The organism is Candidatus Villigracilis saccharophilus, from assembly GCF_016711665.1.
Genome location: NZ_JADJSO010000081.1, coordinates 47,631 through 61,813, shown reverse-complemented (window position 1 = coordinate 61,813; position 14,183 = coordinate 47,631). Strand labels below are relative to the sequence as shown.

Genomic DNA, 14,183 nt, shown 5'->3' with positions numbered 1-14,183 from the left:
GATGGCCATCCCTCTTGATCTGATCACCGCTGTTTTGAGCTTTTTGTTTACCCTGCTTATCTTCAGTTACCTGATCGGCGATAATCCGCTGTTTAAGATCGCGCTCTATATTTTCGTTGGTGTTTCTTCGGGATATATTGCCGCAGTCGCATGGTGGCAGGTGATCTGGCCGCGACTCATCCAGCCTTTGATGGCGGCCATGATATCTGACGGACCACTGACAGAGAAAGTACTTGTCCTTGTGCCATTGTTTGGCGCAGTATTGATCCTCATGAAAACATCAGCGAGATTCGCGGGTCTGGGTGGAATCGTCATGGCATTTTTGGCGGGTGTGGGTGCGGCAGTGGCCATTGCCGGGGCAGTGAGCGGAACGCTCCTGCCGCAGGTAATGGCAGGCATCAACGCATTTGACCTTGCTTCCGCCAGTGCGCGCAATATCAGTTTGATCGAAGCGATCTTCAACGGCGGAATCGTGCTATTAGGCACAGTATTTACACTCACCTATTTTCATTTCGGCGCAAGCATAAAGGCGGACGGTTCCACCAGGCGACTGGGATTGATCGAGATCTCCGCATGGGTCGGACGCATTTTCATCGGCATCACGCTGGGAACAGTATTCGCGGGTGTCTATGCTGCCGCGCTGACCGCGCTGATCGAACGCATTATGTCGCTTATAAACTTCCTTGGGAACTTCCTGTAATCATGACCACATCATTGATCGATGGTAATTCACTTCTTGCGGTAGATGTCGGCGCAGCAAATACGCGTGCCGTCCTGTTCGACGTGGTCGAAGGCGAATATCGCTTTGTGGCATCGGGCAGCGCGCCCTCCACGGCTGAGTCCCCGTTCAGGGATGTGAGCGAAGGTGTGCGCAATGCCATCACAAGCCTGCAGACGATCCTTGGAAAGCCCATGCTCGATGCAAACGGTGGTTTCATTACACCGAGCCAGCCCAATGGTTCGGGTGTGGATGCGATGGTGGTGACACTGTCGGCCGGCCCAACCATCCGCGCCGTTGTTGTGGGCTTGCTAAAGGAAGTCTCGCTGGAAAGTGCACGCAGATTAAGCGAGTCCACCTATGCGCGTATCGTTGAAACCATTGGCTTGACAGATCATCGCAAGCCCGAACAAAAAATAGACAGCATCCTGCGCGCACGGCCTGACCTTGTGGTGATTACCGGCGGGACGGATGGCGGCGCGTCCCGTTCCATTCAAAAATTACTTGAGCCGATCGGGCTTGCGAGCTATCTCCTGCCACCTGAAAAACGCCCCGCAGTATTATTCGCGGGCAACGAGAAAATTTCAAAGGATGTAAAATCCCTGGTCGGATCGCTGGCCCCCTCTCTGCACATTAGCCCCAATGTTCGTCCTTCGCTTGAAACCGAAGACCTTGAACCGGCACAGCGTGAATTAGCGCGCATGGTCATTAACATCCGCAAACAACAGATCAAAGGCGTGGATGTTTTGGATCTATGGTCCGGCGGACATATCCTGCCGACCGCGTACGCCACCGGCCGCATGGTGCGTTTTCTTTCAAAAGTTTACGGCGCTAAAAAAGGAATCCTCAGTGTGGATATTGGTGCTTCCGCCACAGTGATCTCTGCGGGCTTCAAAAATAAATCCACCCTGAACGTGTATCCGCAATTCGGGCTGGGAGAGAATTTGTCAGCCCTGCTAAATTACACATCACTTGAAAATATTTTACGCTGGTCACCGCTTGATATTCCCGCCAGCGTTCTGCGCGATTATCTTTATCAAAAGTCATTATATCCATCTGCCATCGCCGCGACCTTGGAAGATCTCGCCATGTCGCAGGCAGTCGCGAGACAGGTGCTTTATCTTGCCATGCAATCTGCGCGCCGCGATTTTCCGCGCGATATCGCGTTCATCAAGCCGACATTGACCCCACTGTTTGAACCGATTCTCGCGGGCGGCGCGATATTGACGGGCGCTTCGCACCCCGGTCAGGGCTTGCTGGTGCTCCTCGACTCGCTCCAGCCTGTGGGTGTGACCACCGTCATCCTCGACCAAAATAACCTGCTTCCATTATTGGGAGCCGCCGCTTCGCAAAACAACATACTTCCCGTTCAGGTCATTGAATCAGGCGCATTCCTCAGTATTGGAACCGTGATCTCCCCCGTCGTTTCTGCAAGTATTGGGGTACCCATTCTGCGTGGAAAATTAACCTATGAAAACGGCGTGGAAGCGCGTGTGGAATTAAAGTATGGAAGCATCGAAACACTTCCACTAGCCACAGGCGAGACGGGGAAATTAACCATTCAGTGTTTGCATGGTGCAGATGTGGGTTTTGGTCCCAATCGCGGCAAGGAGATCACAGTCAGTGGCGGCGCGCTTGGTGTGGTATTTGATGGGCGCGGGCGTCCTTTGGATCTGCCTGCTGACACAGTCCGCCGTCACGAGTTGATCAAAAAATGGAATTGGACATTGGGAGGCGAATAGCCCATGCAAGCGCCTGTAAATCATATTGTCGGATTGACTTCCATTGTGCGTGAACGACTCCTTCCCATTGAAGGGACGGTGCTTGCGCGTCTCAACCAAAAGGTCAGCCCGAACGATGTCATTGCTGAAGCGAAATGGTCGCGCGAGCATGTGCTGCTCGATGTTGCCCGCACATTGCATATTTCTCCCGATGCCGCCGATCGGATCATCCAATGCAAGCTCGAAGACCATCTCAAAGCTGGCGCAGAGATCGCAGTAGGCAGAGGCCTCTTTCCGCGCAGAGTGACCGCGCCGCGTGATGGAACTGTTGTCATTGCCGGCGGCGGACAGGTCCTCATGGAAGTCGGTGAAACCAAGATCGAGTTACGCGCCGGCATTCCCGGCACGATCATTCAAATCATCCCTAATCGCGGCGCTGTCATCCAGACGGCCGGGACATTGGTGCAGGGGGTCTGGGGCAATGGCCGTATTGATTCCGGGTCGCTGGTAAATATTGCCGAAAAACCCAATGGTATGCTTACTGTTAATCGTCTTGATGTGAGCCTGCGTGGTTCGATCCTGCTCGCCTGTATGATTCAAGACAGCGAAACCTTGAAAGCCGCCGCCGACCTGCCTGTGCGCGGATTGATCCTTTCGAGTTTATCTCCAACGCTGATACAGCAGGCGCGTGAGGTGCGGTTCCCGATCATGGTAACCGATGGCATTGGTTCCGCGCCGATGAATTCTGCTGCGTTCAAACTACTCAGCACAAACGCCAAGCGTGACATCACTTTAAACGCGGAAATCTATGATCGCTATAGCGGCGCGCGTCCGGAAGTCATCATTCAACTTCCAACGTCTTCCGAACCAACCCTGCCAAACGAAACAGAATTTTTCGCGCCGGGTTTGCAGGTGAGGATGCGCCGTCCGCCGGCCTTTGGAATGATCGGCTCGATCATTTCCCTGCCATCCGGCCTGACCACACTTCCCAGCGGATTGCGCGCGTCTTCAGCGGAAGTAAAGCTTGAAAATGGCGAAATCATTATCGCGCCTCTCGTAAACCTTGAAGTTGTGGGATAATTATCCCGTGAATGCTATTCAAAAATTTGCAATGAAATCATGATCAGGAGAGTGCTGCATGTCTTTCGATGAACCCAATTTTGATGATGGTACCGAAGCCCAACCCGCGGAGGAGTCAAATAACAATCGCACTTTTATGGTCGCGGTTGGAATTTTGGGCGGGATCATATTGATCTCGGTTGCCTGTCTTGTGGGCGTGTATTTGTTTGGCCGGAACCGGATCAATACTGGAACGCAGCAAGCTCAAGTCAGTGCAAATTCAACAGCAACCGCAGCCGCCTTTATCAATCAGGCGCTGACCGCCACTTTTGAAGGCCTGGTCAGCCTGCCGACCACTACTTCCACCTCCGTGCCGACCTCGGTGGTAAAAGCCGCGACCGCCACCAGCACAACAGATCCAGCCGTGACAAATGCAATAGCCGGGGCCGCCGGCACCCCTGCAGCCGCAACTGCCACAGTCGGCGCCGCGCTGACGCAAGCCGCAGCCGCGCAACTCACAGTTGTGCCGACGACAACTGCCCTGCCGACAACCGGATTTGCTGATGAATTTGGTCTACCCGGACTTGTGGTAATGGCACTCGCTTTCGTGATCGTGATCCTGCTTGCCCGCAGATTACGCGTCTCACCCGCATTGAACAGATAAAAAATATTACTCTCACAATAAAAAAACACGGAAGTGTCTAAAAATAGACAGTTCCGTGTTTTTTTGCTTTATATATTCTAGCGCTTCAAGTTAACCAACTCCTGCAATATCTCATCTGAGGTGGTGATCACACGGGAAGAAGCTTGAAAACCGCGTTGGGCAAGGATCATATTAGTGAACTCCTGCGCCATATCCACGTTTGAGGCTTCAAGATAACTGGCGGCGATGGAGCCGCGTCCGCCGGTGTTGCCAGCGCCAATCTGGGGATCGCCCGAATTCAAGCCCGGCAGGAAAGTGGTGTCATCCGCTTTCATTAAACCAGTGGGATTATTAAAACGGGCCAACGCCACCTGACCAACCTGCTCTGACATACCATTCGAATACATCAGGGAAATGATACCGTCATTGGGCGAGATGTAGACATCGGTTACTGTACCGGCCGGCAGACCATCCTGACTGGTAACGGCCACCGTGCTGGTCGCTGACAGCATGGTCAGCTTGGAAAAATCGATCGTCAGGTCGAATGCATCCGCACCCGTTGAGGTTTGGAGCACGATGGGAGCCCCTGGTGTGTCAGAGACGTACTGGCCGTTTTCATCAAACGTGATCGTGCCGCCGCCCGCTTCAGCAACAGCAGTGGCGGGGTCGTTGACGAGCGCCCAAGACCATTGAGTGGTGATATTGGGGGTAACTCCCGCAGTCGCGCCGCGAGTGAATTGAACAGTGGCGGTCTGTAATGCGCCCAGGGAATCATAGACCCCCATGGTGACATTGTATGTTCCGTTTAATGCCGTACCTGCGCTCAAGTTCCCGCCCAGGTTAACTGTTGCAGTGGCGCGCGCCAGGGTATTGTCAGTCACGATGCTAATGTCATCTACAGGGATATTGTTATCGATTGCACCGCTGGCATCGGCCAGCCAGCCCTGTGTTCGCAGACCAGAGGCGGAATTGACCAGGTATCCATCCATATCGAGGCTCATGGAACCTTCGCGTGAATAACGGCGATTCTCGTTGCCATAGATGAAAAAGCCGTCGCCCTGAATGCCCAGGTCCATATTGCGGCCGGTACTTTGCAGTACACCCTGGGTGAAGTTGGAGGAGATATATCCCAGGCTTACGCCGAGACCGATCTGAATGGGGTTGACCCCGCCTTGTGTCGCAGTAGGAGACGAGCCCGGGCTCATCATTTGAGAGAACTGATCTTGGGAGAGTACGCGGCTGGCTTTGAAGCCGATGGTGTTTGAATTCGCAAGATTGTTGGAAACGACATCCAGGTATTTCTGTTGAAGATTTAAAGAACTGATTGCGGTGTACATTGAGCGGATCATTTTATTTTCTCCTATAGGGTTGTTGTTATCAGGCTTCCTCCAGGAGGGCCAGCCTGTGTTTTTGAAAAAAGGATTATCCTTTGATATCGATGGACGGCGTTACGGTGCCGCCATCTGCGGGGTCGGCAAAAACAACGCTGTCAATTTGGGTAAACACACCTTCACCGCGCTGATTCTTGTCGAGGGCTGTGACCACTGTGCGGCTTTGGACATTCACAATAAAAGCCAGGTCATCCAGCATCACGAGAGAAGATTTGCCGCCGCGTTTTTCAGCCTTATCAATGGCATCTGCCAAACGGCCTACATTCTCACTGTTTAGATTAATATCGCGGCTTTGAATGCGGTTTTGCGCATGGTTTGAAAACCGAACACCTTGAACATTTTTAAGCGTCTCAAGAAAACTTGTACCCTGCACAGAGGTGCTTGTACTGGCCGGCTTGAGCGGCTGTTCAGCTGCGCCATTTACCCGTCCAAGTTGAACGTGAAATGGATCTGACATATTCATTCTCCTTTAATTTCGAGAACATCACTCAAATCCACAATTTCGGTCCCGATCCGAAGCTGGGGGGTATCTTTTCCTGCAAGGACTCCGTCCACAACGCCTTCCAGAAATTTTCCATCAGGGCGGCTGACTTTTACCGTTTTGCCGATCAGGCTGGCCAGATAGGCCGTCTGATTTGATACGGACACCTTGTCCATTGCCGTGTGAATATCACGCAATTCCTGCAATGAATTGAGCTGGGAGAACTGACTCATCATCTCATTGTTATCCATCGGTTCCAGCGGGTTCTGGTGGGTTAATTGCGCCATCAGGATCTGCATGAACTGGGCTGAATCCATCGCGTTCGCAGCGGCAGTGCCGCCCGCCTTTGCAGGGGTATTCACAGCGCTTGATACACTATTTACTTGCATTTGTTTTCTCCTTTTTCATGATTTTTCTAGCTTAGATCAAGTAATCGACTTCATTTGACAGCCCGTCAATTCGTTGCGGGTGCACCAGCGCTTTGTTCACGATTTCAGTCTGCGGAGTGCTGGCAGGTAAATATTGACTGAATTGCGGGCTTTGCCTTAAGAAACCTCCTTCCTGTTTGGGTTGATCATGCTGGCTGAAATTGAGGTCAGTGAGTTGTACACCGGCATCCTTCAGCGACTGGCGTAGTTGGTTAATTTGGATTTCGAGCATCTTGCCTGTATTTGCCTGTTCTGCAATGAAGGTTACGCTCACGCCTTGCGTGTTCCTGACCATCTGCACCTCGATCTCACCCAATTCTTTTGGATTGAGCAACAGGCGCATCGAAGTGGCGCCGCCTTTCATCCTTACCTTCATCTGACTCATGATCTGTTGGATCACTTCAGAGGTCTGAACATTGACATCGGTAATGGAAAAGCTGCCTGCCTCTTTTACCACAGGAGCTTCCGTACCCGTAGCAGCAATCGTCAAGCCTTCAAGCTTAAGAACTGGTTCCTGCTCTTTTGCGGACGGGATTGGATCTTCACCTTCGGATTTTATTTGAACTGGTAACAGGTCATCTTGATCTGGCTGTATTTTCTGTGTTCCGACTGCCTGGATAGCTGGAAGATCAGGGAAAGCCGCTTCGGATGTATTTGCAGAATCCGGCTTAACATCCTTCAAACTCTTGTTCGTCTCTTCCAAAATCGCCCCTTGATCAGAGTCTGGATCCAGATTCGCCAGGGCCGCAGGAAAAACTTCCACTGATCCAACAGGATTGATGTTAGACTGCGGAACTTCCGGGGTGGATAGATCATCGGCAAACATTTGATTTGCCTGCGTTTGAGCGGCATCTGTTTGGTTGACCGCTGTAGGCGCTAGATTCTCAACCAGACTTGACGCGATGCCTGCCTGGGATGAAAGGCCGCTCACAGACTGCTGAGCAGTGATCGGCTGGAGAGTTGAAGCGCGCATGCCGTCAGAGTTAACGCTCTCCCCCTCCCCGTCTGTCACTTGGACAGACGCAGCTGTGACTGATACGGGGTGGGGTTGCAGCGCCGACAAAACAGCGGCAACTGAAGACGCGCTGACTTCCTGTTCCTGCTGAAGTTTTTTTTCTTCATCCTTCAAAAACTCATCAAATGGAACTGGCGCGGTGGTTTCAAGATCCCTGGGTTGGGATTTCACAGACAGCCCATCAGTTGAGGGAGTTTTAAATATCATTGGAAAGTTAATTGTCATGGTTACCTTGCCAGGGTCTTGAGAAGCATTAGCTTTTTAGAGATCGCCTGGCTGACTGCCTGATACTGGACACCAGCCTCAGACATATCTGTCATTTCAACATCGATATCCACATTATTCTCATCAGCGCTGAAACTGCCGCCCTGACGCAGTTTCAGAGCGAAGCCGGTCTCGGCAGCGGCTGTCTTGAGATGATCTTCATCAGTTATTTTTAGAGGCAGCAAATCGCCTTTATCGATCATGCGGTCCAGTGTCTCTTGAAAATTGACCGTCTCAGCTTTGTAGCCCGGCGTATCCACATTGGCAAGGTTACGGCTGATGGCCTGCTGGCGCAGGCTGAGTCCGTCCAATGCAACTTTAGCCGTCAGCGATGAAATGTCAGAAAAAAGGGAATCGCTCATGATTACGCCTGCCATTCATTGTTCGAATTGAAATAGCCCAATACCCGATTGACATACGTTTGAGTCTCCTGATACGGGGGGATCCCGTTGTATCGATCGACCGCGCCGGGTCCGGCGTTATAAGCCGCGACAGCCAGGCGGATATCGCCGTTGTAATGGTTAAGCAATTGACGGATATAGCGCACGCCCCCATCAATATTCTGGGCCGGGTCAAGCGGATTATCGACACCCAAACCATTGGCGGTGGCCGGCATAAGCTGCATCAGCCCAAGCGCGCCCGCCGATGAAACAGCATTCGGATTGAAATTTGATTCAGCCTTGACCACAGCCTGCACCAATGCGGGATTGACGTTATATTTTTGAGCAGCCTGATTGATCAGGCTGGAAAAATCTCCACTTACAGGCTGACTGGACGAGCCAGCCGACCCTGTCAATAACGACTGCGTGCCCGTTGTCGATCCAGTCGCGTCCATCTTTTTCATCAATTTGTCAAGCAGGCTTAGCATAAGGTTTTGCATGACAGATTGAATCTGACTCGTAAAAATTGAGTTATCCATATTTATTTAGGCTCCCTGTTGTTGATTGCGAAACGCCCGCGCGATATAAATATCATCCAGCGTCTGGGCTTCGATCTGGAGCTGTTCCGCCAGATAAATTTCATGACGGTTCCTTTTCAAGGTTTCCAGGGTTTCTTCAGCCTGCTTGGCTTTGACAGTTTCAGCGCGCTTGGCTTCAATTTCCCTGGTTTGTTTTTTCAGCTCAAGCAGAACCATGTCAATATGTTTACCAACCTGTAAAACATTCAGACGCAGCAGGCTCATTTTTACCAGGTCGATCTCGCCTGATAAAGCCGCGCTTAATTGATCCAGCAGGTTTGCCTGATGCCCCTGCAAGGAGGCCAGCAAAGCCTGGGTTTGCTGATGATTGGAAAGCAATTTGCCCAATTCAATTTCCAGCAATTCAACTTTTCCGTGACGAAGGTCCAGAACATTTTGTAGCGAGAATTTGGGTGACATGCGATTACCTCAATTTAAGCGGCGGAAGAATTCCGACTGATCTCAGCCATGGATTGCACAGTGGTTTCAAACGGACTTATATCAGAACGGTCTTGCTGGAGGAAACGAGTTAATTCAGGAGTTACACGCAGCGCCGTATCCACCTCGGGATCGGAACCTTTCACATACGCTCCAATGTTTACCAGGTCACGTACTTTTTCGAAGACAGCCAGGTTCTTGCGCGCAAATGACGCCAACTGCAAATGTTCTTTGGTTGTCAGCGCAGGCATGACGCGGCTGACACTGTTCAATACATCGATGGCTGGATAATGATTGCGCGCCGCCAATGCCCTGCTCAGGATGATATGTCCATCCAAAATACCGCGCACTGCATCGCAGATCGGCTCATTGAAATCATCTCCTTCAACCAGGACGGTAAAGAATCCGGTGATCGAACCGACTTCACCCCGCCCGGCGCGTTCGAGCAGGCGGGGCAGCATGGCAAACACGGAAGGGGTATAGCCTTTGCTGGCCGGCGGCTCGCCGATCGACAAACCGATCTCGCGTTGGGCCATGGCATAACGGGTGACTGAATCCATCATAAACATGACGTCCATGCCGCTGTCACGGAAATACTCGGCGATGGTCATTGCGACCGAGGCAGCTTTCAAGCGCATCAGCGCCGGTTGATCGGATGTGGAAACAATAATGACCGAGCGCGCCAATCCCTCGGGACCCAGGTCGCGTTCCAGGAATTCGCGTACTTCACGGCCGCGCTCGCCAATCAGAGCAATCACTGATATATCACTTTCCGAGTTGCGCGCGATCGAACCGAGCAGCGTGCTTTTTCCAACGCCACTGCCCGCAAAGATGCCCATACGCTGGCCTTTGCCGCAAGTCAGCATCCCATCAATGACCCGCACACCGGTCACAAGCGGCTCTTCAATTGCGGAACGCTGTAAAGGATGCGGAGGAGACTGGTTGGTGGATGTCAGGTTTATCCCTTTCAAGGGACCTTTACTGTCAATCGGTTCGCCCAATCCATTGAGTACACGCCCGATCAGCGGCATGCCAACTGGAGCCTTAAAGGAAGGTGATACTGACCGCACGGTACTGTCCGGCTGAATACCATCCATGCTGCCGAGCGGCATGAGCAACATGCGATTGTTTCGAAAACCAATGGCCTCCGCCATCAGAGGAGTCTTGTTGCGGGTTTGGATCTCGCAAATCTCGCCAACCTGACAATTCAGTCCCATGATCTCAACCGTCAATCCAACGACTTGCACAACCTTGCCTGTTACAGACAACGGGTTAAGATTGGCGATCGCTTTACTAAAACGGGTCAGGTCGGGGCTATGTGTTTCCATAATTTACTCGGCCAGGATGCTCGCTTCGTCAAACGCCTTCAACAAAGCTTCAAGTTGTGTTTCCACACGCCCATCCACGGTTCCCATGTTTCCTTTTACGTAACAACCACCGCGGGTGATATTCGCAGACGGGATGATTTTTGCCTGACCGCCTGAGATCAAAAGCTGCTGGTCAACCCATGCTGAATCCAGCATGCGCGCATCCTTGGGATTCAGGAAAATATTCAAGCCGCCCAATCCATGCGCGCTATCCATAATGCGGTTCAGGTTTGCCTGAAGAGCATGCGGATCCAATTCCATACCATCACCGAACAATTTTCTGGAAAGTTCCTTCAACATGGCGACCAATATCGGTTCACTCTGTGACATAAGGGTATTTTTCCATTGGTCCACTTCTGTGACCAAAGCGCGGACTGCTTTTATGGCATCATCCATCTCAAGGCGGGCATCCTTCAAACCCTGCTCGTATCCCTGTTTCTTTTGATCCTCAATTTCAGATTGCGCTTGCAGAATCACATTATCAGCCTCTGCTTGAGCGGAAAGAAGAATTTCCTCCGCTTGAAGACGCGCGCGCTCCAGAATGGCCGAGACCTCATGTTCTGTATTCGAGAGCCGCGGTTGGGAATTTTCTTCCGAAAGAACTTCAGGGATCTGCTGACTTACCTGTACTTCTTGTATTTCTTCGACCTCATCAGAATCGTCAGAGACAGATTCCTCAAAGTCCATAATATTCCAGACAGCGCTGCGCGCTACTTCAGGTTCAGATTGCCACTGGGTAATCCCAGGCTCCCAGACCGTGAATTTTTGATCCATCCCGACCGGCTGCAGTGCTGACCGCACTCCTTTTCCTTTATTGCCGGCGGAACTCTCTTCTTCATTTTGGAAAAGAGCAATCACCTTTTCCTTTTGAACTTCATTTGCAGGAGTCACCAGATCGGTGCTGAATTCAGGCGGATCCCAAGCCAGCGGTTTTTCATTCGATGAATTGAGGCGGGATCTATTGAATGACTTCATATTCATCTCCGCCGCCGCCCGCGATCACAATTTCGCCGGCTTCCTCCAATGAACGCACCGCATCCACGATCTTGCGTTGGGATGTGTAAACATTCTTGGCCAACTGGGGTCCGAGAATGTCGATCTCTTCCTTTAGGTTTTCGCGCGCTCTTTCTGATAGATTGGCATAGACTCTTTCTTTTAGATGTTCCGGCGCGCCCTTGAGAGCCAGTGCAAGATCTGATTTATTGACATCCCGCAGAATACGCTGCATGGCGCGATCATCCAGCTTGATGACATCATCAAAGGTGAACATATTGGCGCGAATTTCATCCACAAGTTTTGCGTTGGTTGTTTCAAGCGCTTCAAAGATGGATTTCTGCGCGCCGCGATCGACCTGATTGAGCATTTTCACCAAAAACGCCACGCCGCCGGTGGCCCGAAAATCAGCTTCATTGATCACGCTGGATAGTTTATTTTTAAGGCTTTTTTCAACCTGCTGAACGACCTGTGGAGAAACTCTGTCCATGGCGGCCAAACGCAGGGTCACCTCGATCTGATTCTCCTTGGTCATGCTGGTCAGAATATCAGCTGCAACTTTGGCTTCCAAATACGAAAGCACCAATGCAATCGTTTGCGGCATTTCCTCCTGGAGCAGGTTCGCCACTTCGATCGAATTCGCGTTCTTGAGCATCTCAAAAGAGGAGAGCTGCTGATGGATCGAAATGCGTTCGAGGATCTCCGTACCGCGGCGAGGCCCTACAGCGCGCGCCAACAATTGACGGCTGTATTCAACGCCGCCGCGCAGTTCAGAGCTGTCGGTATTGCTTAATTCAACCGCCTCTCTTAGTGCCTGGCGTCGAACTTCCGGAGCAACCGTGCCGGACTTCCCCAGTACCATAAGGACCTGTTCGATCTCGCCTTCGGTCAGGTATTGAAGTACCTTGGATGAAAGATCAACTCCCAGTCCAAGCAAGAGCGCAGAAGCTTTATCGAGCCCTGAGACCATTACTTTTTACCCTCATTCAGCCAGATCTGGATAATATCTGCCACAGTGGCGGGGTTCTCTTCGGTCAGCCTGGCAATGATGCGGGCATTTTGTTCATCTTCAGATGCCGAGGCCTTTTCTCTTCGGGAAGACACTTGCACAACCACATCTTCGATCTGCGCATCAGCGGCTTCTGCTTGAGCTTTCATGGCCGCGGCTTGCGCGCTGATGGCGGCAAGAGCTGAGGGTAAAGCACCGCTGGGCGGTGTGGATTGCAACAAGGGGTTAGCAGGCTGCTGCTCCAATGCAGGAGACGACTGCTGGGAATCCGCCAGCGCGGCCATTTGGGATACCGGCAGCATGACCGTCTTCCATGATTCCTTGGATGCGTTACGCAGATTGTTGATGTAGCGCAGCGCGATGAACAGCATGCCCAGCATCGCAAGTGATGCAGCCACTGCATACGCGATCTGGAGGTACAGTTCCTGCTGGGTTTGTTTTGCCAATTCCGCATTCAACGCGTCAATCGCGGTGCGGTCAAAGGCAAAAGATTCAACCACGATCTGATCACCACGGTCTATATCAATACCCGCAGCTACTTCAACTGCAGATTTGATGGAAGCCAGTTGATCCGCGTCTGTAATGCTGTCAACCGATACGGAGACTGAAAGGCGGCTGATCTTGCCGGGGGCGATGACTTCATGTGACTGGGTCTGGCTGACCTCATAGTTTAAAGTCTCTTCATTGCGTGAATATGAAGAAGCATCTGAACCGGTTGTGGTCGCCACCGGGGTGGGCAGGTTTGACGCGGCGCCTGGAACTCCGCCCGTTGTACCGCCGCTGGTCGAACTTTCACTGATGATCTGTGAACTGCGCAGGGCGATCTCGGTTGGCGCATATGAATTGGATGTCACTTCGCGCTGCGTCCAATCCATTTCAACGGTGGCCTGCACGATTGCGCGGTTGGGTCCGAGGATCTTATCCAGGATGGACTGCACCCGTGTTTTTACTTCATCTGCATATGCCAATTCAGCGGCGCGCTGGTCATCCTTGGGAGACATGCTTGTTTCGCCATCAGGGCTGATGCCATCCGCCAGCATATTGCCTTCGCTGTCCACCACGACCACATTTTCTGACTTAAGTCCTTCAACGCTGCTGGCGACTAGATGAGTAATTGCCCGCACTTGAGAGGCATCCAGTGTATAACCAAGATTAACCTGAATGGTAACTGAGGCAGTGCTCAGTGCCTGGGTGGAGGAAAGCAGAGCTTTCTCCGGGGTCACCAAATGGACCCGTACCGATTGAACCGCTTCGAGGCTGCCGATGGTGCGCTCCAGCTCGCCTTCAATGGCGCGCTGATAATTGATCTTTTGCGAAAACTCGGTCATGCCCAGCATGGATGTCCCGCTGAATAATTCATAGCCGACTGTGCTGGATTTTGGCAATCCTTCACGCGCCATGAGCAGGCGGGTTGTGTAGACCTGGTCACTGGGCACCTGGATCGTGCCGCTGTCTTTGAGTTGATAGGGAATGCTGTTCTCATCCAACTTCTGAACGATCTGAGCGGCGTCTGTTTCACTTAGCCCGGTATAGGCCGAGGAATAGCTGGGAGTGTTCGCCCAGTTAACCAATACCGGCGATAGGATCAATACCGCCAGAATTAATGTTACATAGGTGATCTGCCTTGACAGGCTTTGTTTTTTCCAAAAATCAAGGAATTGTTGTTGTAGAGTTGAAAACATGATTCAGGTCCCAAAA

15 protein-coding genes are annotated in these 14,183 nt (G+C 51.9%); 4 read left to right on the top strand and 11 right to left on the bottom strand.

Annotated elements, in window-relative coordinates; translation table 11 throughout:
* The first annotated feature begins 1 nt into the window (after position 1).
* Genes IPL17_RS25380 through IPL17_RS25365 form a run of 4 tightly spaced genes read left to right on the top strand, consistent with a single transcriptional unit; the run spans position 2 to position 4,162 of the window.
* On the top strand, positions 2 to 700 hold the full coding sequence (locus IPL17_RS25380) for a hypothetical protein (protein ID WP_345309884.1): 699 nt from the start codon (positions 2 to 4) through the stop codon (positions 698 to 700).
* A gap of 2 nt (positions 701 to 702) precedes the next feature.
* Positions 703 to 2,460: a glutamate mutase L gene (locus IPL17_RS25375; RefSeq protein ID WP_345309883.1), complete on the top strand. Its 1,758-nt coding sequence runs from the start codon at positions 703 to 705 to the stop codon at positions 2,458 to 2,460.
* A 3-nt stretch (positions 2,461 to 2,463) separates the two neighbouring features.
* Positions 2,464 to 3,519, top strand: coding sequence for a hypothetical protein (locus IPL17_RS25370; protein ID WP_345309882.1), 1,056 nt, complete (start codon positions 2,464 to 2,466; stop codon positions 3,517 to 3,519).
* Between the two features lie 58 nt (positions 3,520 to 3,577).
* A complete protein-coding gene (locus IPL17_RS25365; RefSeq protein WP_345309881.1) occupies positions 3,578 to 4,162 on the top strand; it encodes a hypothetical protein in 585 nt (194 codons plus the stop codon).
* A 77-nt stretch (positions 4,163 to 4,239) separates the two neighbouring features.
* On the opposite strand, the gene IPL17_RS25360 is transcribed toward IPL17_RS25365, so the two are convergent.
* From IPL17_RS25360 to fliF, 11 genes are all read right to left on the bottom strand, one after another.
* Positions 4,240 to 5,490, bottom strand: coding sequence for a flagellar hook protein FlgE (locus IPL17_RS25360; RefSeq protein ID WP_345309880.1), 1,251 nt, complete (start codon positions 5,488 to 5,490; stop codon positions 4,240 to 4,242).
* A gap of 73 nt (positions 5,491 to 5,563) precedes the next feature.
* A complete protein-coding gene (locus IPL17_RS25355) occupies positions 5,564 to 5,989 on the bottom strand; it encodes a TIGR02530 family flagellar biosynthesis protein (RefSeq protein ID WP_345309879.1) in 426 nt (141 codons plus the stop codon).
* Between the two features lie 2 nt (positions 5,990 to 5,991).
* Entirely contained in the window at positions 5,992 to 6,402 is a 411-nt protein-coding gene (locus IPL17_RS25350) for a flagellar hook capping FlgD N-terminal domain-containing protein (protein WP_345309878.1), read from the bottom strand.
* A gap of 31 nt (positions 6,403 to 6,433) precedes the next feature.
* Positions 6,434 to 7,681: a flagellar hook-length control protein FliK gene (locus IPL17_RS25345; RefSeq protein ID WP_345309877.1), complete on the bottom strand. Its 1,248-nt coding sequence runs from the start codon at positions 7,679 to 7,681 to the stop codon at positions 6,434 to 6,436.
* A gap of 2 nt (positions 7,682 to 7,683) precedes the next feature.
* Positions 7,684 to 8,082 carry a flagellar basal body rod protein FlgB gene (gene flgB, locus IPL17_RS25340; protein ID WP_345309876.1) on the bottom strand — a complete coding sequence of 133 codons (399 nt, stop codon included), beginning with the start codon at positions 8,080 to 8,082 and terminating at the stop codon, positions 7,684 to 7,686.
* A 2-nt stretch (positions 8,083 to 8,084) separates the two neighbouring features.
* Positions 8,085 to 8,639 carry a lytic transglycosylase domain-containing protein gene (locus tag IPL17_RS25335; RefSeq protein ID WP_345309875.1) on the bottom strand — a complete coding sequence of 185 codons (555 nt, stop codon included), beginning with the start codon at positions 8,637 to 8,639 and terminating at the stop codon, positions 8,085 to 8,087.
* 6 nt (positions 8,640 to 8,645) lie between these two features.
* On the bottom strand, positions 8,646 to 9,098 hold the full coding sequence (locus IPL17_RS25330; protein ID WP_345309874.1) for a hypothetical protein: 453 nt from the start codon (positions 9,096 to 9,098) through the stop codon (positions 8,646 to 8,648).
* Between the two features lie 14 nt (positions 9,099 to 9,112).
* Positions 9,113 to 10,444, bottom strand: a complete 1,332-nt coding sequence (locus tag IPL17_RS25325) for a FliI/YscN family ATPase (protein ID WP_345309873.1) — start codon at positions 10,442 to 10,444, stop codon at positions 9,113 to 9,115.
* A gap of 3 nt (positions 10,445 to 10,447) precedes the next feature.
* Positions 10,448 to 11,458: a FliH/SctL family protein gene (locus IPL17_RS25320; protein WP_345309872.1), complete on the bottom strand. Its 1,011-nt coding sequence runs from the start codon at positions 11,456 to 11,458 to the stop codon at positions 10,448 to 10,450.
* Entirely contained in the window at positions 11,442 to 12,446 is a 1,005-nt protein-coding gene (gene fliG / locus IPL17_RS25315; protein ID WP_345309871.1) for a flagellar motor switch protein FliG, read from the bottom strand. Before fliG ends, IPL17_RS25320 begins: the two co-directional genes overlap by 17 nt.
* Positions 12,446 to 14,167 (bottom strand): flagellar basal-body MS-ring/collar protein FliF, encoded by a 1,722-nt coding sequence (gene fliF, locus IPL17_RS25310; protein ID WP_345309870.1) that lies wholly within the window; start codon positions 14,165 to 14,167, stop codon positions 12,446 to 12,448. The genes fliG and fliF overlap by 1 nt, the downstream gene beginning before the upstream one ends.
* Positions 14,168 to 14,183: the final 16 nt, after the last annotated feature.

Bases quoted from the DNA above. Each gene is read 5' to 3' on its own strand.
- IPL17_RS25375 (WP_345309883.1), top strand. From the start codon at position 703: ATGACCACATCATTGATCGATGGTAATTCACTTCTTGCGGTAGATGTC.
- fliF (WP_345309870.1), bottom strand. From the start codon at position 14,167: ATGTTTTCAACTCTACAACAACAATTCCTTGATTTTTGGAAAAAACAA.
- IPL17_RS25320 (WP_345309872.1), bottom strand. From the start codon at position 11,458: ATGAAGTCATTCAATAGATCCCGCCTCAATTCATCGAATGAAAAACCG.
- IPL17_RS25380 (WP_345309884.1), top strand. From the start codon at position 2: ATGGCCATCCCTCTTGATCTGATCACCGCTGTTTTGAGCTTTTTGTTT.
- IPL17_RS25365 (WP_345309881.1), top strand. From the start codon at position 3,578: ATGTCTTTCGATGAACCCAATTTTGATGATGGTACCGAAGCCCAACCC.
- IPL17_RS25360 (WP_345309880.1), bottom strand. From the start codon at position 5,490: ATGATCCGCTCAATGTACACCGCAATCAGTTCTTTAAATCTTCAACAG.
- IPL17_RS25355 (WP_345309879.1), bottom strand. From the start codon at position 5,989: ATGTCAGATCCATTTCACGTTCAACTTGGACGGGTAAATGGCGCAGCT.
- flgB (WP_345309876.1), bottom strand. From the start codon at position 8,082: ATGAGCGATTCCCTTTTTTCTGACATTTCATCGCTGACGGCTAAAGTT.
- fliG (WP_345309871.1), bottom strand. From the start codon at position 12,446: ATGGTCTCAGGGCTCGATAAAGCTTCTGCGCTCTTGCTTGGACTGGGA.
- IPL17_RS25330 (WP_345309874.1), bottom strand. From the start codon at position 9,098: ATGTCACCCAAATTCTCGCTACAAAATGTTCTGGACCTTCGTCACGGA.
- IPL17_RS25370 (WP_345309882.1), top strand. From the start codon at position 2,464: ATGCAAGCGCCTGTAAATCATATTGTCGGATTGACTTCCATTGTGCGT.
- IPL17_RS25325 (WP_345309873.1), bottom strand. From the start codon at position 10,444: ATGGAAACACATAGCCCCGACCTGACCCGTTTTAGTAAAGCGATCGCC.
- IPL17_RS25345 (WP_345309877.1), bottom strand. From the start codon at position 7,681: ATGACAATTAACTTTCCAATGATATTTAAAACTCCCTCAACTGATGGG.
- IPL17_RS25350 (WP_345309878.1), bottom strand. From the start codon at position 6,402: ATGCAAGTAAATAGTGTATCAAGCGCTGTGAATACCCCTGCAAAGGCG.
- IPL17_RS25335 (WP_345309875.1), bottom strand. From the start codon at position 8,639: ATGGATAACTCAATTTTTACGAGTCAGATTCAATCTGTCATGCAAAAC.